Raw genomic sequence first — 21,674 nt, forward strand, 5'->3', positions numbered from 1 at the left:
GGAAGGTCACGGACCTTGGCACGGTCTCCTTCGACGAGGGTCAGAAGGGCAGCGTGACGCTGCCGGCGACGATCGCGGCCGGAAAGAAGATCAAGATCGCCGTCGTCTTCGACGACACGCCCCTGATGTGGGACGCGGTCACCGTTCGGGCTGCTGCCACCGAACGCTGACCCAGGGGACGGGGTGAGCCGGCGAGGCGGCTCACCCCGTACCAGGAGCAGTGCGGCGTCGTCCTCCGCCGGCCCGTCAGACCATGCGGCGGTGATAGCGGGAGATGACCTGCGGCGGCGGCGCGGGGGTGCGCGTGGAAGGGGTCAGGGCAGGAGGCCGGCGCGGCGGGCGATCACGACGGCTTCGAGGCGGGTGGTGGCGTGCAGCTTGGACATCGCGGACTTCATGTAGCTCTTCACGGTTTGCGAAGTCAGTCCGAGCCGGTCGGCAATTGTCTTGTTGGGCAGCCCCGAGGACGCGAGAGCGAGCACGTCCAACTCTCGCCTGGTCAGGTTGTCCAGGGGGCGTGCGTCGGTGCCGGGCTCGGTGAGCTGTCGCGCGATGTCGTGGAGCGCCCGTTCCACCGCGGGGTCCGAAACACGTCGGCCGAGGGCCCGTAGCTCGGTGTACGCCTCCCGAACGCGTTCGCGCAGCCTTCCGAGATCCGCGTCCGTCTCCTCCTGGCTGCCGCGCAGGGCGTGCAGGGTGACGAGTTCCTGTTCCAGCGCGCGGGCCTCGTCCTTGAGGCCGTCCTGGATCCGGTCGCCCACGATCTCGTCGGTGCGGAATGCCGCGTACACCAGGGCTATGGGCCTGCGGTCGACGACCACGGGAACGGCGGCGATGGAGCGGATGCCCTCGGCGCGGATGATGAGGTCGTAGCGGTGGGTGATCTGGTCACAGGAGAAGTAGTCGTTCACCGCGATCGGCCGGCGTGAGGCCACTGCTCGGCCGCCCAGTCCTTCGCCATAGCGCAGGATCACCCCGGGTAGGGCGCCCACCGTCGGTCCCGCGAAGTTGCCGAGCACGAGGTCGTTGGCGGGTGTGACGGAGCCTGCGAAGGCCAGCGAGACACCTGTCACCTTGCGGACGCGTTCGGCCGTTCGGTCAAGCCGGTGGGGGAGGTCATTGGCGATCTTCATTGATCCCCTTCTTCGTACATGCCTGCCGTGGTGTCGGAACGTCTGGGCGAGGGGAAGGCAGGAAGGTCATTCTCAGCGAAGGCCAGGACGTCGGCAATGAGTCCGCCCCCCTCCATGGGGGGTGTGGCTCCACCTTGCCAGGAGGAGACAGTGGACCCCGCAGCCTCCCGGCCGCTTTCCTGGGGCGTGGGCGCTGTTCGCATTGATGCCAGACCCACGGAGGCTCGAAGTGTCCGACCCCATGGCCGGTCTGCCGGCCGCCCCAGCCGCCGATGACGTCCCCTTGGCCGCCCCCGCACCATGGCTGGACCTGCCGGACGTCGTGGATGAGGTGGCAGACCTGCGCCGGCGATTCGATCAGCCGGATCTCTGCGTGGCGTCCGTCCTGTGCGACGAGCATCCACGAGAGGACACGGCCTTCATCCTCGTCGACAGTGAGCTCGATGTCCGCCGCCTGACCTTCGGCGAACTCGCGGACGAGTCGCGCAGGCTCGCCGCCGCACTCCGTGCGCGGGGGATCGGCCCGGGGGACAGGGTCGGGGTGCTGATGAGCAGGAGGCGCGAGCTTCCGGTCGTCCTGCTCGCGCTGTGGCGGCTCGGCGCTGTCCAGGTGCCGCTCTTCACGGCCTTCGCCGCACCGGCCATCAGCGTGCGGGTGCGGGGCGCGGGCGCGAAGCTGGTCGTGACCGAGCCAGGTCAGCGTGCGAAGGTCGAAGGGCTGGGGACGGACGTGATCGAGGCGGGAGACGAGCTGGACGGTCTTGTCGCGGCGCACCGCCCGGTCGAGGACAGCGCGGCCGTCGGCCCGGACGGTCTGTTCATCGAGCTGTACACCTCGGGAACCACAGGTGCCCCGAAAGGCGTGGGAGTGCCGGCGCGGGCCATCGCCGCGTTCGTCGCCTACATGCGCTACGGCTTTCACCTCCTCGACAGTGATGTCTTGTGGAACGCCGCCGACCCGGGGTGGGCGTACGGGCTGTACTTCGGTGTGGTGGGCCCCCTCGCCACGGGGCGCCCCAACGTGCTGCTCTCCAGCGGGTTCTCGGCGGAACTCACGGCACAGGTGATCAGCGCGGCCGGTGTCACCAACTTCGCGGCGGCGCCGACCGTCTACCGGGCGCTCAAGCAGCGGGGAGTGGTCCTGGCGGACAGCGATCGTCTGCGCGTCGCGTCTTCGGCCGGCGAGCCGCTGACCCCCGATGTCACCGCGTGGGCTCCGGATGCTCTGGGGACACAGGTCCGCGACCACTTCGGCCAGACCGAGCAGGGCATGGTGATCGTCAACGCCTGGGACCCGAGACTGCGGCGCGAGGTGCGTCCCGGCTCGATGGGGCAGGCGCTGCCGGGATTCGTGGCCGGCACGGTGGGCGCGGCGATCACGATCTCGGCCGAGAGGAGCCTCCTGATGTGGTTCACCGGATACGTGAACGCGCCCGAGCGCACCAGGGAACGCTTCGTCGCCGATGGCAACTGGTACCTGACCGGGGACGTGGGACGTGCGGAGGACGGCGACTTCTTCTTCGCCTCCCGTGACGACGACGTCATCCTCGCCGCCGGCTACCGGATCGGCCCCTTCGACATCGAGAGCATTCTCACCGCGGATCCCGCTGTGGCCGAGGCGGCCGTGGTCGGGCGGCCCGACGAGATCCGCGGCGAAGTCGTCGAGGCGTTCATCGTGCTCCAGCCGGGCGAAGCAGGCGGCACGCCCCTGGTGGACCGGCTCCAGGGGCTGGTGCGCAGCCAGTACGGCGTCCATGCGTACCCACGCAGAGTGCACTTCGTCGAACGTCTTCCGAAGACGCCGAGCGGCAAGATCCAGCGCTTCGTCCTCAGAGGGATGAGCGACGAGGACATAGCCGGCCTGTCCTGACAGTGAGCCCCGCTGGGACATGCCTCAGTGGCGGGAGTCGAGTCAGTGCACGAGTTGGGTGGGTGCCGCTTGCCCGGTCGGGGTGCGGGAGTCCGTCATCGTCAGTCTCGCGCAGAGGTAGGAGAAGCCGCGGTGCCGCGATGTCCTGAACAGCGCGATGAGCGAGACGGCGGCCAGGACGACGGCAGGGCCGGACAACAACTCGAAGTGGTTGAGGAGGAGGAAGCCGCCGACACCCGTCAGGCCGCGCAGGAGTCTCGCCTTCACGTCCGGTCGGCGGCCGTCAGCGGTGGTCGCCTGCAACTTGACGATGTGCTGTCCGAGACTGGCCCCGCTGCCTGCCAGGGGAATTCCGACGGTGAGCACCAGCCACGGCACCCAGAACCCGACCCGTTCGACGGTCGCGTGGAAGAAGAAGTCCGAGTACGTAGGAGTATCACCGGCGGGCAGGCTCCCCTGCGATACCCACATCAGCGCCGCGCAGGCGGCGACGGTCGGCACGTAGAGGAAGGCGAAGCTCATCAGGTCGCACACGGACGCCAGCAGCCGCCTGCGCCAGGTGATCGGGCGCGGCTCTCCCGGTTCGGCGTGGACCCGCTGACCGGGCACGGCACTGAGCAGGGGGGCGGCCAGCGCGCCGATCAGACCTCCCAGGCCGTTCGCGATCAGGTCGTCGACGTCGAACAGCCGGTAGGCGCACGGGTAGATGAACCAGTCTCCGGTCAGTTGTGTCGTCTCGATCAGCAGGGACACACCGAGGCCGATGGCCGCGGTGACGGGCACGCTGCGCCCGAACATGTACCGGACGAACATGCCCAGAGGTATGAAGAGTGCCACGTTCAGCAGCACTTGGGTCAGCGCCGGGTTGTTCAGCATCGCCATGGGGCCGCTTCCGCTGGCGGACTTCCCCATGTCGTGCAGGAAATGGAAGGGGATCAGCTGCGGTCGGCGCACACCGATGACGGCACAGAAATCGTGCCGCACTGTCGGGAACGGCGCGAACACGTAGAAGAACAGCGCCAGGCCGTAGAGAGGCCCGGCGAACGCCAATGCCAGGTTGCCCAGGCCCAGTTCGCCACGTCGCCGGTACCGTACGGCGATATAGGGCACGAACAGCACGAACGCGGCCATGGACATCAGCAGGGCGGCCCAGACGGCCGGCTCCACCCTCGTACTCACGAGCGGATTCCTCTCAGCGCCGCGGACTCGGTCGGCGTCGGCGCAAAAAAAGTGGGATCAGTACAGGCGCAGCAGACCGATGACGGCCAGCAGCGCGCAGATGCCGAGATTCAGGACCCGGTGCGACAGGAAGACGGCCACGAATTCGCGGATCGTCGCGCTCGGCCAGAAATAGCGGGCCGTCGGCGCACCGATGACCTGTGCCTCGACCTTCTCCTTGCGGGCGATCTGCGCGGCGCGCATGACATGGAAGTTGTTGGTCACCACCAGGGCCCGGTAGTCCGTCTTGCGGTCCCGCATCAGGGCCTTGCTGAATCGCAGGTTCTCCTGGGTGGTGCGGGACTTGTCCTCGATGAGGATCCGATCGCCCGGCACGCCGGCCGCGATGAGGTAGTCGGCCATCGCCCGCGCTTCGGGAAGGTCCTCGTCCGGCCCCTGGCCACCGGACGTCAGCAGCATCGTCTCCCGGCCCTCGGCCCGCTGGGCGTCGAAGGCGGCGCGTCCCCGGTCCAGTCGGCCGGCCAGCAGCGGAGGGACCCGCGAACCTCCGACGAGACCGGAACCGAGCACCACGACGAAATCGACGGCCTGCCCCTGCCGAATCCTGCCGTAGACGAACGAGTAGAGCAGAAAGCACACGAACAGCAGCGACACGTAACCGAGGACGAACCCCACCGCGTCCAGCGGGGTGCCCAGCAGCTCCGAGCGGGTGCTGTTGGCGATCGCCTTCAGCGCGATGAACAGCAGGATGCCCCCACCCGCCGCCAGAGACAGCAGGTTCGACAGGCTCCTGCCCTCGCGACGCAGCATCGTCACCCCGTTGGCGATCAGGAAGACCGCGAGTACGAAGGGCAGCAGCATGAGGAGGATCCCGAGCGCCAACAGCAGGACCAGAGTCGCCGTCTCGGACACCGACGCCAGTTTGTACAACAGCCCCAGGGACAGGAAGAGGAGCGCGAAGAAGAGATAGACGCCGTTGCGTACGAGTCTTCGGTCGTACAGGAAGCTGCAGGCGAACACCAGGAAGAAGACGCCTGCGGGAGCGAAGATGATCATGCGTTGGGCCCTTTGTCGGTCAACTGAGCGGGCCGTGAGGAGCCCCCGGCCGAGTAGGGAGATGGAGAAGGGGCATCCGCCGCCCGTGCAGGTCGTGCTTCGCCCGCCGCCCGGGTGAGCATCGCATCGCTCGGCTCGGCTGTGCATCGGCCGAATGGCCGAGGCGGTGACGGAGCGGAGTCCTGTCCAAGCAGGCGCCGCGCCTCGATGATCGGGGGCCGTCGTCCCCACGGCAGGCCCACTGACCCGGCGGTTTCCACCGGGTGTCATCCTCCGAGCTGATGCGACGGTATACCTGGGGCTGATGGGACGGCCGATCGCGTCAGCCCGGGGTGGTCGGCTCTTTGGCCGATACGCGGGGTCCCTTCGAGCCGGACGATGGAGAAGCCGTACCGCCTCCGCCGTCGATCGAGTGCCCGTGACCAACGCCTCGCCCGCCGGCCCCCGTCCCTGGCGGGATTCCGCGCGGTGGGTTCGGCGTACGGCGACGGGCGGGGCCGGAATGCGTCCCGCCGTCGAACCGGCGTGAGCGGCCGGCGGGCTTCCTGTATCAGCCTGCGGGCGTGGGGACGACCGGCAGGACGATGCGGGAGGGGCGTACGGCGTCGTGGGCGACCTGCTGGTGGGCCGGACGGGAGTCCGCTCCGCCGTCGAGGAAGTCGGCGGTGTTGAGATTGCGGTCCCAGCGGGGGAAGTTGCTGGAGGTGACGTGGACGCGTATGCGGTGCCCGGCGAGGAAGACATGGCTCGTCGACCACAGGTCGACGGCGTGCTCGGTGAACTCTCCCGGTGTGGTGACCGACCGCACGATCCCGTCGACGATGTTCCGGGAGACGCCCGCGGTGTCGACGTCGCAGAGCCGGACCACCCAGTCCGTGGTGGGGGCGTCGGTCGCCGCGTGGAGAATCGCGCGGACGCGGCCCGTGACCTCCAGGTCCTCGGTCAGCGGCTCCGTGGTGTGGACGAGGACGTCCGGCCGTGCTTCGACCGCGGCCTGATCGAGTGGGCCCGGCCGGAAGTTCTCCGTCATCAGGAGCGCGCCGCCCGTGGTCGGCACGGGGTCGGCGGGGTCGTAGGTGTAGGTGTCGCTCTCCTCATCCGCCTGCGGGAGGTCGAAGGTGAGCGCGCCGTCCGCGCGCAGGAACAGGTCCGTGTCGACGGCGCGGGCCGGCGGCCACTCCTGCTCCTCGCGCCACTCGTTCCTGCCCATGACGAAGAGCAGCACCGGGGGCAGCTCCGGCCCCGACGGGGTGGTTTCGGGGGTGAGCCACTGCCGGAGCCAGGTGCTCTGGATGTCGGCGAGCCTGCCGCGGAAACCGAGGAGTTCCGCGCTCGCCGCCATGCCGAAGTTGACGTCACCGATCTGCTGACCGTGGTTGAGATGTGTCCAGGGGCCCATGATCAGAGTGCTGGGCCGCCCTGCCGCGTGGCTTGCGGCGAAGTTGTCGAGGGTGCCCTGGCTGAAGATGTCGTACCAGCCGCCGGTCTGCAGGCTGGGCAGGTCGACTTCTGCCTGGCGTCCTGCGACCCGGCAGGCCGCGCTCCACTCGGGCTCCCGGCGGGAGCGCTCGTAGCCGATGTCCGGGATGCCGTGGCGCTGGAAGGCGGGATGGTGCCCGGCGGGCAGTTCCCGGTATCCGGACGTCGCGGCCATGTCCAGATCGTGGACCAACGCCTGGAGCGCCGGCGGGAGTGCGGCCGGGTCGGCGGCGTGCCGGCGCAGGATGGTGTCCACCCCCTGCTGCAGGGACCAGGGCAGCGCGATGCCCAGCTCGCGGGCCCCTCCCCGCGCGAAGAGTCCGTCGTCCGGTTCGGAGAAGGTGTCGAGCGGAGCGATGGCTTTCAGCTCCGGTGGCTTCGACAGCGCGGCCATCCACTGCGTGTTGCCGAAGTAGCTCTGCCCGAACATGCCGACGCGGCCGTTGGAGCCCGGGAGGGCGGCGGCCCAGCGGACCGTGTCGTAGCCGTCGTCCGCCTCGTGGGTCCACGGGTCCCACGCGCCGTCCGAGGCGAACCGGCCTCGGGTGTCCTGGATCACGACGAGGAATCCCTTGCGTGCCAGGCCCGTCGGATCGAGAGCGCCGAGCAGGAACGGAGTGTTCTTTCCGTAGGGAAGACGGGTGAGGAGTACGGGCCATGGCCCGCCTTCGGCGGGCTGATACACATCGGCCCGCAGCACGGTGCCGTCGCGCATGGTGGCGGGAACGTCGTAGCGGGCCGTCACGTCGGGCATGTACCGGATCCTTCTGTCGTGCCGTGTGGAGGGAGTCCGGACTCTCGCAGGCCGCATCATGCCCCGGCACCCCCGAAAGAGGGGGTGTCGCTGTCGGGGACGGAGGAGCCCCGCGGTGGCGCCAGGACGGCTTTGCTCACCGGACCCATGTCCTTTGCGTCTGTGATGAGGCAATGGTGGACATTGCCGACGCATAGTCAGGCGAGGCAGCGAACCTCTGAATGTGTCTCAAGGCACACATCAATAACCGGCCGGTAGGGACATTTGACTCTGTCGGCGCTTTCGGTTCGGTCCGATAATTTCATTCCGGTGAGACAAAGAACGTCTCCAGGAAGGAGCACGACATGGGTAAGAGGGCCCTGAAGAGCAGGAAGGTCCGGATCGTCGCCGTTGTTTCGGCGCTCGCCACCGGTGCGGCCGTTATCACCCTGCTGCCGTCGGCGAATGCCGCCCAGGCAGAGAAAACGCCGGACGAGATCATGCGGATGTGCCAGAAGGCCAAGGTGATCAACGGCAAGGAGCAGAAGACGGGAAGCGGCGTCCAGGATATTTTCCTGGCCGACAGCTGCGAGTTCGTCGAGACGAAGTTCGAGACCTTTGACGGCCCCACGAAGAAGGCCTCGATCGACTTCCCGAACTGCGAGCCGAATGCCACCGAACCGGCAAAGGTGTCGATCACCTGGAAGGCGGCCGTCCTCCAGGGTGAAGGCAAGTACACCGCGACACAACAGGGTGCCAGCGGAGGGCTCTTCGGTGCCTTGAGCGGGGCCTGGCAAAAGCACAAGGCAACGACGGACCTGACCCTCAAGTCGGTCGCCGCCGGCGACACGGAAACAAGGGACGTCCCCGTCGGCAAGGTCCTCCACCTGGAATTCACGCCGAAGATGCAGCGCATGACGGGCGAATGGCGGGTGAAGATCAACGCCAAGCCGGGGAGCACGGCCATCAACCCCGTCGAGGAACAGAACTACGCCGCGCCCGAATCCGTCGAGGGAGCTGTCGTCCTGGACGGCGCCGCCGGCGCTCCCGGCATCGCGGACGGGACGTCCAAGCCCGTCCTGACCGACTGCTGACGGCTCTCGTGACCAGGCAACTTCGCACTCCTCTCACATGTCCCCGGTCCCCTCAAGGAGACGCACGATGACCCGCACCGGACGCGGAAACCACCGGAGCAAGAAGAAGCGCGTAGGTCTCATACTGGCCCCGTTGGTGGCCGTCGCGGCGGCCGTTCCGCTGATGAACCAGGCGGGTGCCGCGACCGCCTCCGAGGTGTCCAAGGACTGTGCGGAGGACTCCTCCAAGCTGGAGAACTGTGAATTCGTCGATGTCCAGTTCAAGAGGGACAACCTGGGCCCGAACAAGCGCGTTTCCCCGGTGACGGACAACTGCGGATCCGCATCCGACGCCACGAAGGGCTTCAGCGTGTCCGCCTCGGTGACGAGGTCCATCACGCTCGAGGAAGGATTCACTGCCTCCGCCGACTCGAAGCTGGGAAACTCGTTCTTCGAGATCGGCGCCAAGTTCAACACGACGGAATACACGATCCAGCGCGACGACAAGACGGTCGGGTTCGATTTCTCCAGGACCGACACCGTGAAGGCCGGCCACATCGCCTTCTTCATGTGGTCGGAGAAGCGCACCGATGTCAGCGGCTACCTCAAGGCCACGTACAACGACGCGCAGGACGGCCAGAAGGTGTTCTTCTCCCCCAATGAGGGGGGCACGAGCGTGCACGTGTTCTATCCGCAACTCTTGGACGGCGGCACTCCCGACGGTCGGCTCTGGCTGCGCAACGTGAAGTGCGAAACTCCGCAGGCGAGCGAAGCCCAGAACTCGTCGGAGGGCGCCGGTGGGCGACCCGGATCCGATGACGGAACGCAACCCGGATTCCAGGAGGGCGGCCCCGACGTAATCGACGTCGAAATCCCGCTCTCGGAGGTTGTCAAACCCTAGCTCCGCAGCGATTCTCGCGATATACCGCGCGACTGCGGAAGGCGCCGGCCGGAAAAGAGGCGGCGAAGGCCGGCGCCATCGGAACGAGCCCTCGTGTGGACTTCCCACGGGGGCTCGTTCTCATGCGCGAACCAGGGAACTCAGGCCCGGACCGCAGGGGTGGCTCCCAGCCACGTCAGGACCGCTTCGGTGCTCCCCCGGACCTCCAGCTTGGCGTAGATGTTGCTGAGGTTGTTGCGGACGGTCTTCTCGCTCAGCTGTAAGCGCAGCCCGATCTCCTGCGCGCCCAGGCCGGTCGACAGCAGCTCCATGATCTGTCGCTCGCGCGGCGAGAGCAGTTCCCGCAGCCGTTCCCGCGCCGCCCCGCCGGTGGGCAGCCGCCGGGCCCCCTCCTGCAGTGCGGCGCAGGCCGCCGGGGAGAGGTAGGTGTGCCCGACGGTGGCGCCCACGACGGCGGAGGAGAGCATGCAGGTGCAGTAGTCGCCCTCGACCAGATAGCCCGCTCCGGCGCGGAACACCTCGACGATGACTTCGGTGTCCCGGCACGGGCTGATCACGATCACGGGGATGTCGGTGGCGGACAGTTCCCGAACGGCCGTAGAGGGGGCCTCGAGGCAGAGGATCACCACGTCCGTCGCCTCGCCCGCCCCCCGCGGCGCCGTCAGGGGCACCACCCGTCCGACGTACGGGTCGTCCGCGGCCGGCCAGTCGGGGTGCGGCCAGGCGTCCTCGGGACAGGCGAGAGCCACGGTGAGTTTCGGGGAAGTGCGCACGTCGTCGTGTCCTTCCGCTGAAGCGTACGGGCGTACGTCTACGTCAGTACGTCCGTACATACGCCGGTCGACGTGAACATGTTCAATCTCGGTAGGTGCGGAGTGGCTCATCCGGCTCCTCGGGCGCCGCAGGTGAACCGAGACCCCGATGCCGAAAGGGGAGGCGGCCGTGCCCGTCCAAAGCCAAATATTCTTCGGTTTTTGTATTGACGACCACCCAGGCGCCGTTTACGTTCACTCCACTCCCCTGAAGATGAAACGTTTCACATGGAGTCGATATGACCCCCATCTCCCGCAGGCGCCTGTGTTCGGACGTTGCGGCGCTGTCGATCGCCACGCCTGTACTCCTCTCCGCGGCCGGGACTGCTGCCGCTGGCACGACCGGTTCGGCCGTGACCACAGACCACCCCGTAGTCCCGGCGATCGCCCGGGAATTCGCCTCAATCAGCGAATCCGTCCGGCCCAAGATCCGGTACTGGTGGCCGTGCGGTGAGATCTCCGCGGAGGCGGTCGAGACCGAGATTCGTCAGATTGCCGGCCGCGGCTTCGCCGCCGCCGAGATCCAGTGCATCTTCACTGCCGATCCGGGCCGGTTCGGATGGGGCGGCGCGACTCTGACCGAGCGGCTCGAACAGGCTGTCGCAGCGGGTCGGCGCCATGGGCTGCGCATCGATCTGACCGTCGGTCCGGCCTGGCCTCTGGTGGTGCCCGGGCTGGGCCCGGACAGTCGGCAGGCCGCACAGGAACTGACATACGGCAGGTCGGCCGTCGCGGGCGGCAGTACGTACTCCGGTCCGGTGCCGGCGGCTCCCGAACCGCACTCGGGCGTGACCAAGCAGACGCTCGTGGCCGTACAGGCGTTCCGCCGCACGGGTTCCGCCGAGGCGAAGCCCGTTCTGCTGGAGCGGAGTTCGCGGGTGGACCTGACCGATTCGGTGCACGATGGGGTCCTTTCCTGGACTGCTCCGGCCGGCGGGCAGTGGCTGGTCCTTGCCTTCTGGCAGCGCGGTACCGGACAGGCGGCCGTAACCGGGCAGATCGTCTCCGCTCAACCGGCCTACGTGCCAGACCACTTCGCCTCCGCGGGCGTTCGCGCCGCAACGGGCTACTGGGACGACCATGTACTCACTCCCCGGCTCCGACGGCTGCTTCGGGACAACGGTGGTGACCTGTTCGAGGACTCCCTGGAGCTGGACTCCGCCCTGCACTGGACCTGGGACCTGCCGGAGCGATTCGAGAAACTGCGCGGCTACTCGCTGCGCCCCAACCTGCCGGTTCTGTTCATCGACGGCATCCACCGGCAGTACACGTCAGTGACCCTCGATGCCACACCGGACTTCGAGTTCACCGACGGCAGCGGCGCGCGCGTTCGCGAGGACTACTGCCAGACCCTGACGGACCTCTACATCAGCAACCACGTCGAGCCGCTGAAGAACTGGGCGCACGCCCTCGGCCTGCGACTCCGCGCTCAGCCCTACGGGACGACCATCGACACGCCCACCGTCGCCGCCTCGCTGGACGTGACCGAAACCGAGTCGCTCGGCATCAGCGCCGACTACAGCGACGATCCTTCCCGGTGGATCTCCTCAGGCTCCGTACACCTGTCGGGCCAAAAGATCTTTTCGCTGGAGGGCTGCGGGACTCTCAACGAGGCTTACGCGCAGACCTGGCCAGACATGCTGAAGCACTTCAACACGGCCTTCGCGCACGGCGTCAACCAAATCGTCTACCACGGGTTCGCCACCGGAACGGGTATGGGTGTGACGGGCTGGCCCGGATTCTCACCGTTCACGATGGGGGGCGGCAACGGCTTCTCCGAAGCGTGGGGACCACGCCAGCCAACCTGGGCCGACACGAACATCATCACGGACTGGACCGCACGCATGCAGTGGGTCCTGCGGCAGGGCCGCCCCTCGGTGGACCTTGCGGTCTACCGGCAGAGCTACGGTCACGACGTGCGCGTGCCTGACGGTGCGGCCGGGTTCACCTACGACTTCGCCGGCCCCGCGCAGCTGGAGGGCACCCGGGTCAGTGGCGGCCGTCTCGCCCCGGACGGGCCCGCCTACCGAGCGCTGATCCTGGACCGCCAGCCCACGCTTCCCGTGGCCACTGCCCGGCTCCTCCTCTCCCACGCCCGTGCCGGACTGCCCGTGGTCATCGTCGGGAACCTACCGACGCGAACCCCCGGCGCCCACCTGGCCGCCCAGCAGACCGCCCGGCTCACCCGCCTGCTGGACCAGTTGCTCGACCAGCCTTCGGTCCGCCGGGTCGCCGACCGGCGTGACCTTGCCGGCGCACTGAAGGCCCTCGGTGTCAGGCCCAGCGTTGACGTCAGTGCCGCTCCGGGCCTGCTGAGGGTGCGCCGCACTCTCCCGAGGGGAGAGCTGTACTACCTGTACAACCCCACGTCCTCCTCCATCACCGCCGATATCCGGGTGGAAGGAACGGGCCGACCCTACGAACTCGACGCGTGGTCCGGGAGGATTACGCCTCTCGGCCTCTACCGCACCAGTCGCAGCCACATCACCTTGCCCGTCCACCTTGCTCCCGGAGGCTCCACGGTGATCGCTCTCGACGGCCGCCATGGCCGTCACGCCACGGCCACCACGGGCGGGACGGTGACCGTGAGCGAGAGCGGACGTCTGCGGCTGCGGGCGACCGCCTCCGGTAGCCACACCGTCACCCTTGACGATGGCCGCAAGCAGCACGTTGTCATACCGTCCCCGGGCGGGGAACAGCGGCTGGACTCCTGGCACCTCACCGTCGAGGACTGGCGCCGCGGCCCCGACGGCGAGCGCGCGATCACCGTGCACGAGCTCGACCTGGACGTGCTCAAACCCTGGTCGGACATCCCTGGCCTGCAAGACGTCTCCGGCATCGGCACCTACACCACAACCGTCCGCCTGGGCCGGTTGGACGGGGCCTGCCTCGATCTGGGCCGGGTCACGGACACCTTCGAGGTGACGGTCAATGGCCGCCGCCTGTCTCCGCCGGACCAGATCAGCCACAGGCTCGACCTCGCGGGTCGCCTCAGAGAGGGCGCCAACACGATCACCGTCCGTGTCGCGACCCCGCTCCGCAACCGGCTACGGGTGACCGACGGTTTCCCCGGGCAGGCCGGGATGCCCCGTCAGGAGTACGGCCTCATCGGCCCCGTCAGTCTCGTCCCGTATGGCGAGGCACCGATCTCGGACTGACTTGCACCTGCTGTCTGGAGTGGACCGCTCAACGGCGCACCCTCGTCGCGGATATGCCGTGCTGTCCATCCGACTCGGCAGGGCACGGTGCATGGCCCGGCGGCTCGCCGCCGGTGTCTGGGAATCCCACTGGTTCTGCAATATGAGCGCGCCCACCGTGTTGTTGACACGCGTGGCCGGTTCGGCGCCGCGCGGCCAGAAGGCGCAGGGAGTGATGTTGGAGGTGAAGTCCGGAAGCGGAGTTGTCGGCGCACATGACCGCCCAGTGGAGCGCGTTGACGCCGGCGTCGAAGGGGTCCGCGGGGCCGTCGGACGGCTGCGGATCCGGGCGGGTGGCCCGGGCCTTGCGGAGGCTGACGACGTCACGGGCGGCCTGATAGGGGTCGTAGAAGAACATCGACCGCATCGACGCGCGGATGTCGGCACCGGTGACGGCCCTGTCTGCGAAATCGGGGTCGCTGCCGTTGTACTTGAGCGGCGTGCGGTCGGCGCGGGCGATCACCTTGAAGAAGTTGTCCAGCACCAGGTGCACGTCCGGGCCCGCCGGCATCTCCTTCTCCAGCTTGATCAGGAAATTCTTGAACTCCTCGGCCCGGTGCCGGCGCTGCGGGGAGCCGAGCACCTTGCCGGTGGCCACCTCCAGGGAGGCGAACAGCGTGGTCGTGCCCGCGCGCACGTAGTCGTGGGTGATGCGCTGAGGGACGCCGGGGACCGTCGCCCTCGTCGACCAGTGCGTGGCGTTCTTCGGCGTACTCTCCAGCGTCCGCTGGATCACCGTGGCGACCTGCTCGTCCGTGACCGTCCGAGGGCCGCCCGAGCGCGGCATATCACCCAGCCCGGCGATTCGGTGCTCAACGAACCGTGCCCGCTACCGACCCACCGCGTGCGGTGTCGAGCCCAGTTGTGATCGGCTTCGGAACGCGGGCCCAGCTCGCGGGTTGGTGGGCGGCCACCCAAGGGCCGGCGGAGCGAGCGCCGACGGGAATGCCCGTTGAGGCGACGCCGCAGCTTGGGCTCGTACGCATATCCGGTCGTGTCGATATTGACGCCAGGATCTACTGTGGGTAGTGGCAGTGAAGCGCTTCAGGACCGGGTGATCGTCGTCGTCACCAGGCGCGCACCAGGTGTCGGGCGGTGGGCGCCGATATGCGCACCCGCAGGAGGTCAGAGTGGCCGTTGGACACACAATGGCTGGGAAGCATGCTGAGGCGCTTGGACCGCAGCGGCTCGATCTCCTGTCGGCCATGAGTGAAGGGCTGTCGAGTGCCCAGGCGTTGTCGCTGGCCCTGCAGCAGGCGACAGCGGAGATGGGCGGGCTTGGTGGTCTGGCACATTGGCGTGACCCCCGTTCGGGTGGGCTGCTTCTCGTGACGGCGTGTGGGCTTGCGCCCAGGCACTCCGCCCTGTGGGCGGTGCTCCTGGAGAGCGATTCGGTGGCACCTGCTCTCGCTGTACACCGGAATGGCATTGTCTGGGTTCGGGACGACAATTTCGTGGCCGGGTCCTCGGGCGTGGCCGCAGTGCCGCTGCTCAAGGATGGTGGCTCCGTCGGTGCGCTGTCGGTGATCATGGCGGGGCAGGGAGAGCCGGACGCGGCGCAGAAAGACTTCCTGCGAGCAGTGGCCGAATGGGCGGCCAGGCATATTGAACTCGACGTGGCACCCGCCATGGGCTGCGACGGCGATGCGGCGCTGGCCATGGTGCGCACACTCAGTGACGCCTTCCTGACTGTCGATGTCCACTGGCGGATCACGTATGCCGACGAGGAGGCCGAACGACTTCTCGCCCCCGGCGTTCCATTGATCGGCTGCGATCTCGGGGAAGTGCCTGCGGCGAACGTCCCTGGACTGGAAGTACAGTGCCGTCGGGCATCCGCCGAGCACAGGAACGTCGTATTCGATCTTCGGCGAGCGGGCGACGGACGCTACTTGCGCGTAAGCGTCGTGCCTGTCCAGGACGGCGGGTTGGCCGTCTCTTTCACCGATGTCGGCGATGAGCGGCAGAAGCGGACCGTGCGCACGGCCGCTGGGCGGATGCACGCCGAATTGACCAGCCGTATGGCTGAGCTGACCTTGGCCCTGTCCGAGGCGGTGACCGCGAAGAATGTGGTCCGAGCCGTCGCAGATCACGTCCTGCCGGCGTTCGGCGCCGACGGAGTGTTGGTCGAGGCGCTGGAGGGCGAACACATACGCGTCGTCGACGCGGTCGGATATGACCAGGAGTTCCTGCGGCAGATCGACAGCATTCCCGTCTCCGTCAGGAGCGCGGCCACCGACGTGCTCCGGACCCGCACCCCGCGGTTTGTCGAATCCCCGGCCGAATTCGTCCGCGTCTATCCCGAGGTGAAGTACCTCGTGGCCTCGTCACCGAAGAAGGCGTGGGCTTTTCTGCCACTCATCGCCTCCGGGCACTCCATAGGCTGCTGCGTCGTCTCGTTCTCTCAGCTGCATGCCTTCAATGAGGATGAACGTGTCCTCCTCACCGCGCTCAGTGGTCTGGTGGGCCAGGCGCTCGAACGGGCACGCCTGTACGACGCGGAGCACTCCCGGGCCCAGGAACTGCAGCGTGGACTGCTGCCTAGATCTCTGCCTTCGCTGCCCGCGGTCTCCGCCGCAGCTCGCTACTTGCCTGCGGGCAGGGGCGACGAGGTGGGAGGTGACTGGTACGACCTGATTCCTCTGTCATCGGGGCGCGTCGCCATGGTCATCGGCGACGTGATGGGGCACGGCATCACCGAAGCTGCCACTATGGGACGCTTGCGGACAGCGGTACGAACCCTGGCCGACCTGGACCTGTCTCCCGACGAACTGCTCGGCAAACTCAATGCTCTGGTCGGTGATCTCGGTTATGACTACTACGCCACCTGCCTCTACGCGGTGTTCGATCCGGTGACGAGGATCTGCTCGTTCTCGGTGGCGGGTCATCCACCGCCGCTTGTCGTCCATCCCGATGGCACGGTCCATTGCCCTGATCTGACCGTCAATCCACCGCTGGGCGCCGCCGAGCCTCCGTTCGACAGCTGCGAGGTGCAACTGCCGGAGGAGAGCTTGCTCGTGTTCTGCACGGACGGTCTCGTCGAATCGGCCTCTCGCGACATCGACCAAGGGCTGACCGAGCTTCGGGACACCCTGTCCACTTCGGTGCGCCGGACGGCGTACTTCTCCGAAGGCCGGTCGAAAGGCACTCCCACCCGGCTCGACAGCCTGTGCGACATGCTGGTCTCCGCATTGCAGCCTGACAGGGACCAGACTGCGGATGATGCGGCACTCCTCGTCGTCCATACGCGCAGCACGCCCGTCGGTGACGTCGCCTCGCTTCAGCTGCCGGAGGATCCCCGGGCGGCCGCCGAGGCCCGCGAGTACGTCCGCAGGCAGCTCGCGCTTTGGGAACTGGACGATCTCATCATGCCCACCGAGTTGGTGGTGAGCGAGCTGATCGGCAATGTGGTCAGACATGCCAAGGGTCCGATGCTTCTGCGTCTGCTGCGCGACCGTGCACTGATCTGCGAGGTTTACGACGGCAGCCTCAGCTCCCCGCGAATCCGGCGGGCGGGCGTCGGCGACGAGGGAGGGCGTGGCCTGCACTTGGTGGCAGCTGTCTCACAACGGTGGGGTACCCGGTTCCTCGGCGACGGAAAGTGCATCTGGGCCGAACAGGATCTGCCGCCCGCGCGGTGTGGATGACGCGTCCGGCTACGGACAACGCCCGCCAGGCGCAGTCATGCCTGCGTGTCACCGGCTGTTCTGGGTTGATGATCCCGTCCGATGCCCGAGCCACCGCCGGTGACCAGGGCGCGGCGTCCTTCGTAGCGGTTCGTGCCGATCCTCCTACGCTGGATGTGTGGAGAGGGCGCAAGCTTCAGCCGCGGTCGCGGGGAGTCGCATGCTGGGCGTCTCCGTCCCGTTCGGCCATCCCTCCCAGGCACATCCGATTGAACGCTTCGAGGGTTTCCGCCATGTCGACGCCCGGGTCCAGCAGCCACTGCAACTGGAGTCCGTCCGACAGGGCGAGCATCATGCGTGCCATCTGGTCGGATCTGACGTCCGTGCGGATCTCGCCCCGCTCCTGGGCCGTGCGCAGACCGTCCTCGATACGCTCTGTCAGGTCCGCGTACCGCCGAGTGAAGAAGGAGTGGGCGGGGTGCTCCGGGTCCGACGCGGCGGCGGACAGGGTGACGAACAGGTCCACCAGCCCCCGCTGCTGGGTGTTGTGGGCCGCGGTTCGGGCGACGGCATCGCCGGGCGACGTCACATCGGCGGTCGCCTCGGCGTCCAGGGCGTCCCGCTCGGCGAGCACGGCCAGGAGCAGGTCCTCGCGGGAGTCGAAGTAGTGCAGCACACCCGCCTGCGACATGCCCGCACGGTCGGCGATCTCCTTCAGTGATGCGCCGCGCTCGCCGTGCTCGCTGAAGACGTCCAGAGCCGCCCGCAGGATCTGCTCCCGGCGCTCGATGCCTTTTCGGTAGGGGCCCCTTGGTTTGCGAGGTGTGCTCACGCTCCGACGTTACTTCAGCCATGGCTTCGTTCGGCCATGGGGGCGCCTGTCGCGATCACGAGGAACGGGGGACGGCGGCTGTGAGCCGGACGTCCGCCGACGAGCGCCCCACTCGCAGCCGATGACCTCCCGTGCGTGCGGCCCAGCTTTCGCCGGTCCAGGTGGCGAGAGTCCGCGCCGGCACACTGATGGTGGCGACGACCGCCTCGCTCGGGCCTGCTTCGACGGCGGAGGAACCGACCAGGCGCGGCGGCTCGGAACCGTCGGCCGGTTCCAGGTAAACCTGGACGACCTCCCGCCCTGGCCGGTCGCCGGAGTTGCGGACGGTGACGTGGACAGTGAGTCCGCGGGCCATGTCGCCGGAAACGACCACGTCCTGGTAGTCCCAGGTGGTGTACGACAACCCGTGCCCGAAGGGGAAGAGAGGGGCGGCGCGGTCGGCATCGTAGGCCCGGTAGCCGATTCGGCTGCCCTCCGCGTAGGCGAGTATTCCCTCGACGGGCTGGGTGGACAGGACGGGCACGTCGGCCTCCGTGGCCGGGAAGGTGGTGGGGAGCCGCCCGCCCGGTTCGGTTCCGGTGAGGACGTCGGCGATGGCGTCCCCGCCTTCCTGGCCGGGGAACCATGACCACAGCAGGGCGGCGGGTCGGTCGGCCCAGGGGAGGACGAAGGGGGACCCGGCGTTGACGATGACAGCTGTGCGCGGGTTCGCGGCGCAGACCCGCTCGACGAGTTCGCCCTGCCGTCCGCGCAGGGCGAGCGTCGTACGGTCGACGTTCTCCGCCTCGGTGTCCGCGTCGCTGCCCACCATGAGGACGACGACGTCAGCCTCCGCCGCGGCGGCGACCGCGGCCTGCAGCTCCTCCTCGTCGCTGCCGCGCGGGACGTCGTATCCGAGGCCCAACAGGGTGATGGGGTAGGGGAGATTACGCTGCGGCCTCACGCGCACCATCACCTCGGTCTCGCCCTGCGCGGCGGGGAAGGCGAAGGTGTGCGAGGGCGGGTTGAGCAGCAGGGCGGCGATGTCGTCGCCCTCCTGGAGTTGCGTGTGTGTCTGCGGTTCGTTCCCGGGGGCGTACAGGGTGAAGGACCCGGTGCCGAGGACGGACAGCCGGTGGGTGCCCGAGTCCTGGAGGGCGAGCCGAGTACGCAGGGTCAGTTCCTCGACTCCGTCGCCGAGTACCACGGGTGGCCGAGGTCCGGCATGCCGAGCGAGACAGTAGTTCGCTGGTCGATCTGGGCGAGTTTGGCTTTGGCGTCGGCGAGGCTGACTTGGAGCCCTTCGACTTCGCCGAGCCAGCCCTCACGTTCGGCTTCTGCGATGCGTGCGTTGAGGTTGTCGATGATCTCGACGAGGCGGGGTCTTTGGGCCGGGTCGGGCCGCAGCATGGGACAGCGGATGCAGGCGTGTTCGTGGATGCAGGATGTGCCGAAGGCTCGTCCGCAGGTTCCGATCGAGACCTTGCGGCGTTCGAAGTGACCGAGGAACTCCTCACCGAGACCTTCGCCCTGGTCGATGGCATCCCGCCCGTGGCCAGGACGGCCCGGGCGCCCGCGCCGCCGCCCCGACTCACTTCTTGGTGACAAGGGCTACGACTCCAGCCTCAACCGCCGAGAGCCGCGCAAGCGGCGGATCCTGCCCGTCATCTCGGGCAAAGGCGCCCCGAACATCAAGGGCCTGGGCAAACTCCGTTACGTCGTCGAGCAGACCCTCGCCCTGCTCCACCAGTTCAAGCGCCTCGCCGTCCGCTGGGAACGCCGAACCGAACTCCACGACGCCTTCATCTCGTTGGCTTGCAGCCTCATCTGCTGGAGACGCCTCAAGTGTGACTGAGCGCTTCAGTTGGCGGATGAGCCGGGTCGATACGCAGCCCACATCGGATCGTCCAGTGCTGGTCGTCCTGAAAGGCGCCGGAGCGGACCTCCGGCGAGCGAGAGTCGGTGGCGCGCGACGTTGAGGAAGTGGCCCTGCGCCGCTTCAACGCGAGCTCGCAGATCCAGCCAGCTCTCGTCAGGGGTCAGACCGCGTTTCACAGCGAAGTGGAGCTGCCAGATTTGCTCATCGAGGGCGTGGACGGCTTCTGCGGTGTCGCAATCAGCTACGAGATTCACCATGGCTATCGCCTCGTTCCAGGGCCGCCAGTCGACAGTGGTGGCCACGACGACACCCTGCGGAGCTGAGTCGGGACGACTTCCTTCCATCTGGCCGAGGCCAATGAGTACCGCAGACGATTCCCGCAGCACACGTGCATATGCTGCCACCTGCTGGTCCCTGATCCAGTGTCGATCCTGAGATCTCCTGCTGACCGCGCTGCCGGCGAACACACCTATGAGCGTGGTCACCACCGCGCCAGCAGGAGCCGCCAGCAGGCTCCATAACGCACTCATGGAGACAGTCTTGTGGAGTCATCGACGGGCTCGCAGGCTATTCGGATCCAAGCCTGCAGCCCTTTGACTGACTCGCTAGCGGTGTGCTATCGGCGCCAACTGAAGCACTCAAGTCACGTCAAGAAAGGCCGCTCATGATCCTGTTACGAGTTCCATGGGCATGGATGAGGGCCTCAGTGGCTCGCGAAGTCCGTGACGGCTTGGTGAAGCTGTTCGAGGAAGCGGATCAGGGTTGAAGCGGACATCTCGAAGTCGTCGAACCAGGATGGCGTGGTGGACCGGTGGACTCTTCCGTCACCATCGAGGGCGAACAGGATGCCTCCGCCGTCACTGCCGAACACGACGCCGGTGGCGTGATCGGTGACGCGGACGGGACCGTACTGGGTGATGTCGTTGAGTACCTGAGCAGGTGTGTGCACGAAGTATCCGTGGTCGATATCAGGTAGCGAGAGCTCGGCGATCGTGGCATAGAGGCTGATCAGCCCTTGGGGCATGTGCACGGCCTCCTTGAGCCGTGCCGTCGCGGCTCGGCTCTCCTCATCCGCCAGGAGCACTTCGTTGTCGCCTGGCGGATAGCCGAAGGTGGCCTCGAAGGTGCAAAGCGTCGTCTCGAGTGCGGCGGTGATCTCCTGCTGCCAGCCGGTGAGCCAGTCTGTGGAGAGGTTCGAGGCGGTCATCGGGAGTGCTGCTTTCTGTTGTCGGCGGGCGGAGCGGTCTGCTGGCTGGCGCGTTGACCAGCATCGGCGGCATAGGCGGCCCAGTCGCCGCCGGACGCGTTTTGCCACTGGACGGCGACTTGGATGTGAACGCCGAGCATCCGGGCGAGGATCGCGGCGGGGATCTCGGCGGCGAGGGTGAACAGGGCGGTGGACCTGTCCTGTTGGGGCCGAATGTCGATCTTGTGCAGCCGCTGACCGATCTGGCTGTTGCTGAGAGGCCGGCCTGGCTGTCCGCCGGGGAAGAGCCATGGGACGTCGTCCGGAGTGCCGATCTTGGCCTTGCCGCGTCGGGTCGCGACGAGCTCGCGGACCAGGGCGGCCAGCGGCATCGGGAGGATGACGGGCGAGGTTCCGAAGGAGATCGCAACGATCTCGCCGTCGATGCTGACATCATCGACGGTGAGTTGGCTGATGGCTGCGATCTCCTGTGCGTAGAGGATCAGTACCAGTCCCGCGACGCGGTCCGGGGTCGGCAGCGTGTCGTCGTTGAGGAGGCGGCGGGCGCCGGCCCAGCGTTTCTCGCTGTCGATGGTGCCCTGCGGGCCGGTCCAGCGAACGGTGCCGTAGTTCAGTCCGTGGGCAGGGCGGTGCTGTACGGACCAGCGGACGAAGTGGCCGGTCTCGTCGCGATAGGTGAAGGCGGGGTCGGGTCAGCCAGCGTTCGAGGTCGGCTTGTGCG

18 protein-coding genes and 1 pseudogene are annotated in these 21,674 nt (G+C 67.8%); 6 read left to right on the forward strand and 13 right to left on the reverse strand.

The features are described from left to right. Positions 1–314 precede the first annotated feature (314 nt). Positions 315–1,133, reverse strand: coding sequence for a LuxR C-terminal-related transcriptional regulator (locus ACZ4UU_RS18120; protein WP_468040879.1), 819 nt, complete (start codon positions 1,131–1,133; stop codon positions 315–317). Positions 1,134–1,362: 229 nt separating this feature from the next. Here ACZ4UU_RS18120 and ACZ4UU_RS18125 point away from each other — a divergent pair, with 229 nt between their 5' ends. Further along, positions 1,363–3,003, forward strand: coding sequence for an AMP-binding protein (locus ACZ4UU_RS18125; RefSeq protein WP_468040880.1), 1,641 nt, complete (start codon positions 1,363–1,365; stop codon positions 3,001–3,003). Between the two features lie 42 nt (positions 3,004–3,045). Here the strand turns inward: ACZ4UU_RS18125 and ACZ4UU_RS18130 are convergent, their stop codons facing one another. From ACZ4UU_RS18130 to ACZ4UU_RS18140, 3 genes are all read right to left on the reverse strand, one after another. Then, positions 3,046–4,182: a VanZ family protein gene (locus ACZ4UU_RS18130; protein WP_468040881.1), complete on the reverse strand. Its 1,137-nt coding sequence runs from the start codon at positions 4,180–4,182 to the stop codon at positions 3,046–3,048. A 57-nt stretch (positions 4,183–4,239) separates the two neighbouring features. Next, positions 4,240–5,238, reverse strand: a complete 999-nt coding sequence (locus ACZ4UU_RS18135; RefSeq protein WP_468040883.1) for a YdcF family protein — start codon at positions 5,236–5,238, stop codon at positions 4,240–4,242. A 550-nt stretch (positions 5,239–5,788) separates the two neighbouring features. Then, the gene (locus ACZ4UU_RS18140; protein WP_468040884.1) at positions 5,789–7,471 is read right to left on the reverse strand and encodes a CocE/NonD family hydrolase; all 1,683 of its coding nucleotides are present in this window, start codon (positions 7,469–7,471) and stop codon (positions 5,789–5,791) included. Positions 7,472–7,815: 344 nt separating this feature from the next. Between ACZ4UU_RS18140 and ACZ4UU_RS18145 the strand changes: the two genes are divergently transcribed. Continuing rightward, positions 7,816–8,544, forward strand: a complete 729-nt coding sequence (locus ACZ4UU_RS18145) for a hypothetical protein (RefSeq protein WP_468040886.1) — start codon at positions 7,816–7,818, stop codon at positions 8,542–8,544. Positions 8,545–8,611: 67 nt separating this feature from the next. Beyond that, positions 8,612–9,424 carry a hypothetical protein gene (locus tag ACZ4UU_RS18150; RefSeq protein ID WP_468040887.1) on the forward strand — a complete coding sequence of 271 codons (813 nt, stop codon included), beginning with the start codon at positions 8,612–8,614 and terminating at the stop codon, positions 9,422–9,424. A 140-nt stretch (positions 9,425–9,564) separates the two neighbouring features. On the opposite strand, the gene ACZ4UU_RS18155 is transcribed toward ACZ4UU_RS18150, so the two are convergent. Further along, positions 9,565–10,197 carry a LuxR C-terminal-related transcriptional regulator gene (locus ACZ4UU_RS18155; RefSeq protein WP_468040889.1) on the reverse strand — a complete coding sequence of 211 codons (633 nt, stop codon included), beginning with the start codon at positions 10,195–10,197 and terminating at the stop codon, positions 9,565–9,567. Between the two features lie 278 nt (positions 10,198–10,475). Between ACZ4UU_RS18155 and ACZ4UU_RS18160 the strand changes: the two genes are divergently transcribed. Beyond that, entirely contained in the window at positions 10,476–13,394 is a 2,919-nt protein-coding gene (locus tag ACZ4UU_RS18160; RefSeq protein WP_468040890.1) for a glycosyl hydrolase, read from the forward strand. On the opposite strand, the gene ACZ4UU_RS18165 is transcribed toward ACZ4UU_RS18160, so the two are convergent. Both ACZ4UU_RS18165 and ACZ4UU_RS18170 read right to left on the reverse strand, forming a co-directional pair. Further along, positions 13,284–13,820: an alpha/beta hydrolase gene (locus ACZ4UU_RS18165; protein WP_468041134.1), complete on the reverse strand. Its 537-nt coding sequence runs from the start codon at positions 13,818–13,820 to the stop codon at positions 13,284–13,286. The two genes, ACZ4UU_RS18160 and ACZ4UU_RS18165, sit on opposite strands and share 111 nt — an antisense overlap. Positions 13,821–13,905: 85 nt before the next feature. Further along, positions 13,906–14,262: pseudogene (locus ACZ4UU_RS18170) on the reverse strand (helix-turn-helix domain-containing protein); the annotation flags it as partial. Positions 14,263–14,638: 376 nt separating this feature from the next. Between ACZ4UU_RS18170 and ACZ4UU_RS18175 the strand changes: the two are divergent. Further along, the gene (locus tag ACZ4UU_RS18175) at positions 14,639–17,077 is read left to right on the forward strand and encodes an ATP-binding SpoIIE family protein phosphatase (RefSeq protein ID WP_468040892.1); all 2,439 of its coding nucleotides are present in this window, start codon (positions 14,639–14,641) and stop codon (positions 17,075–17,077) included. Between the two features lie 175 nt (positions 17,078–17,252). On the opposite strand, the gene ACZ4UU_RS18180 is transcribed toward ACZ4UU_RS18175, so the two are convergent. From ACZ4UU_RS18180 to ACZ4UU_RS18190, 3 genes are read right to left on the reverse strand one after another with little or no spacing between them, the layout of a single operon-like run. Continuing rightward, positions 17,253–17,888, reverse strand: coding sequence for a TetR/AcrR family transcriptional regulator (locus tag ACZ4UU_RS18180; protein ID WP_468040893.1), 636 nt, complete (start codon positions 17,886–17,888; stop codon positions 17,253–17,255). 55 nt (positions 17,889–17,943) lie between these two features. Beyond that, positions 17,944–19,074 (reverse strand): glycoside hydrolase family 3 C-terminal domain-containing protein, encoded by a 1,131-nt coding sequence (locus ACZ4UU_RS18185; RefSeq protein WP_468040894.1) that lies wholly within the window; start codon positions 19,072–19,074, stop codon positions 17,944–17,946. After that, entirely contained in the window at positions 19,044–19,277 is a 234-nt protein-coding gene (locus tag ACZ4UU_RS18190; protein WP_468040896.1) for a hypothetical protein, read from the reverse strand. Before ACZ4UU_RS18190 ends, ACZ4UU_RS18185 begins: the two co-directional genes overlap by 31 nt. A gap of 127 nt (positions 19,278–19,404) precedes the next feature. On the opposite strand from ACZ4UU_RS18190, the gene ACZ4UU_RS18195 reads away from it, so the two are divergent. Next, complete coding sequence (locus ACZ4UU_RS18195; RefSeq protein ID WP_468040897.1) at positions 19,405–19,722, forward strand: hypothetical protein; 318 nt, start codon at positions 19,405–19,407, stop codon at positions 19,720–19,722. Between the two features lie 5 nt (positions 19,723–19,727). Here the strand turns inward: ACZ4UU_RS18195 and ACZ4UU_RS18200 are convergent, their stop codons facing one another. The 3 genes from ACZ4UU_RS18200 to ACZ4UU_RS18210 all read right to left on the reverse strand — a co-directional run bounded on the left by ACZ4UU_RS18200 (position 19,728) and on the right by ACZ4UU_RS18210 (position 21,324). After that, positions 19,728–20,276: a hypothetical protein gene (locus ACZ4UU_RS18200; RefSeq protein WP_468040899.1), complete on the reverse strand. Its 549-nt coding sequence runs from the start codon at positions 20,274–20,276 to the stop codon at positions 19,728–19,730. Positions 20,277–20,449: 173 nt separating this feature from the next. Continuing rightward, a complete protein-coding gene (locus ACZ4UU_RS18205; RefSeq protein ID WP_468040900.1) occupies positions 20,450–20,953 on the reverse strand; it encodes a hypothetical protein in 504 nt (167 codons plus the stop codon). Beyond that, positions 20,950–21,324: a hypothetical protein gene (locus ACZ4UU_RS18210; protein WP_468040902.1), complete on the reverse strand. Its 375-nt coding sequence runs from the start codon at positions 21,322–21,324 to the stop codon at positions 20,950–20,952. The genes ACZ4UU_RS18205 and ACZ4UU_RS18210 overlap by 4 nt, the downstream gene beginning before the upstream one ends. Positions 21,325–21,674: the final 350 nt, after the last annotated feature.

The organism is Streptomyces sp. NPDC028907 (assembly GCF_055564995.1).

What these genes read in the sequence shown, in the direction of transcription:
- ACZ4UU_RS18160 (WP_468040890.1), top strand. Translation starts at nt 10,476, where the DNA reads ATGACCCCCATCTCCCGCAGGCGCCTGTGTTCGGACGTTGCGGCGCTG.
- ACZ4UU_RS18195 (WP_468040897.1), top strand. Translation starts at nt 19,405, where the DNA reads ATGGCATCCCGCCCGTGGCCAGGACGGCCCGGGCGCCCGCGCCGCCGC.
- ACZ4UU_RS18175 (WP_468040892.1), top strand. Translation starts at nt 14,639, where the DNA reads ATGAGTGAAGGGCTGTCGAGTGCCCAGGCGTTGTCGCTGGCCCTGCAG.
- ACZ4UU_RS18210 (WP_468040902.1), bottom strand. Translation starts at nt 21,324, where the DNA reads ATGCCGCTGGCCGCCCTGGTCCGCGAGCTCGTCGCGACCCGACGCGGC.
- ACZ4UU_RS18145 (WP_468040886.1), top strand. Translation starts at nt 7,816, where the DNA reads ATGGGTAAGAGGGCCCTGAAGAGCAGGAAGGTCCGGATCGTCGCCGTT.
- ACZ4UU_RS18200 (WP_468040899.1), bottom strand. Translation starts at nt 20,276, where the DNA reads ATGAGTGCGTTATGGAGCCTGCTGGCGGCTCCTGCTGGCGCGGTGGTG.
- ACZ4UU_RS18190 (WP_468040896.1), bottom strand. Translation starts at nt 19,277, where the DNA reads ATGCTGCGGCCCGACCCGGCCCAAAGACCCCGCCTCGTCGAGATCATC.
- ACZ4UU_RS18120 (WP_468040879.1), bottom strand. Translation starts at nt 1,133, where the DNA reads ATGAAGATCGCCAATGACCTCCCCCACCGGCTTGACCGAACGGCCGAA.
- ACZ4UU_RS18205 (WP_468040900.1), bottom strand. Translation starts at nt 20,953, where the DNA reads ATGACCGCCTCGAACCTCTCCACAGACTGGCTCACCGGCTGGCAGCAG.
- ACZ4UU_RS18135 (WP_468040883.1), bottom strand. Translation starts at nt 5,238, where the DNA reads ATGATCATCTTCGCTCCCGCAGGCGTCTTCTTCCTGGTGTTCGCCTGC.
- ACZ4UU_RS18140 (WP_468040884.1), bottom strand. Translation starts at nt 7,471, where the DNA reads ATGCCCGACGTGACGGCCCGCTACGACGTTCCCGCCACCATGCGCGAC.
- ACZ4UU_RS18150 (WP_468040887.1), top strand. Translation starts at nt 8,612, where the DNA reads ATGACCCGCACCGGACGCGGAAACCACCGGAGCAAGAAGAAGCGCGTA.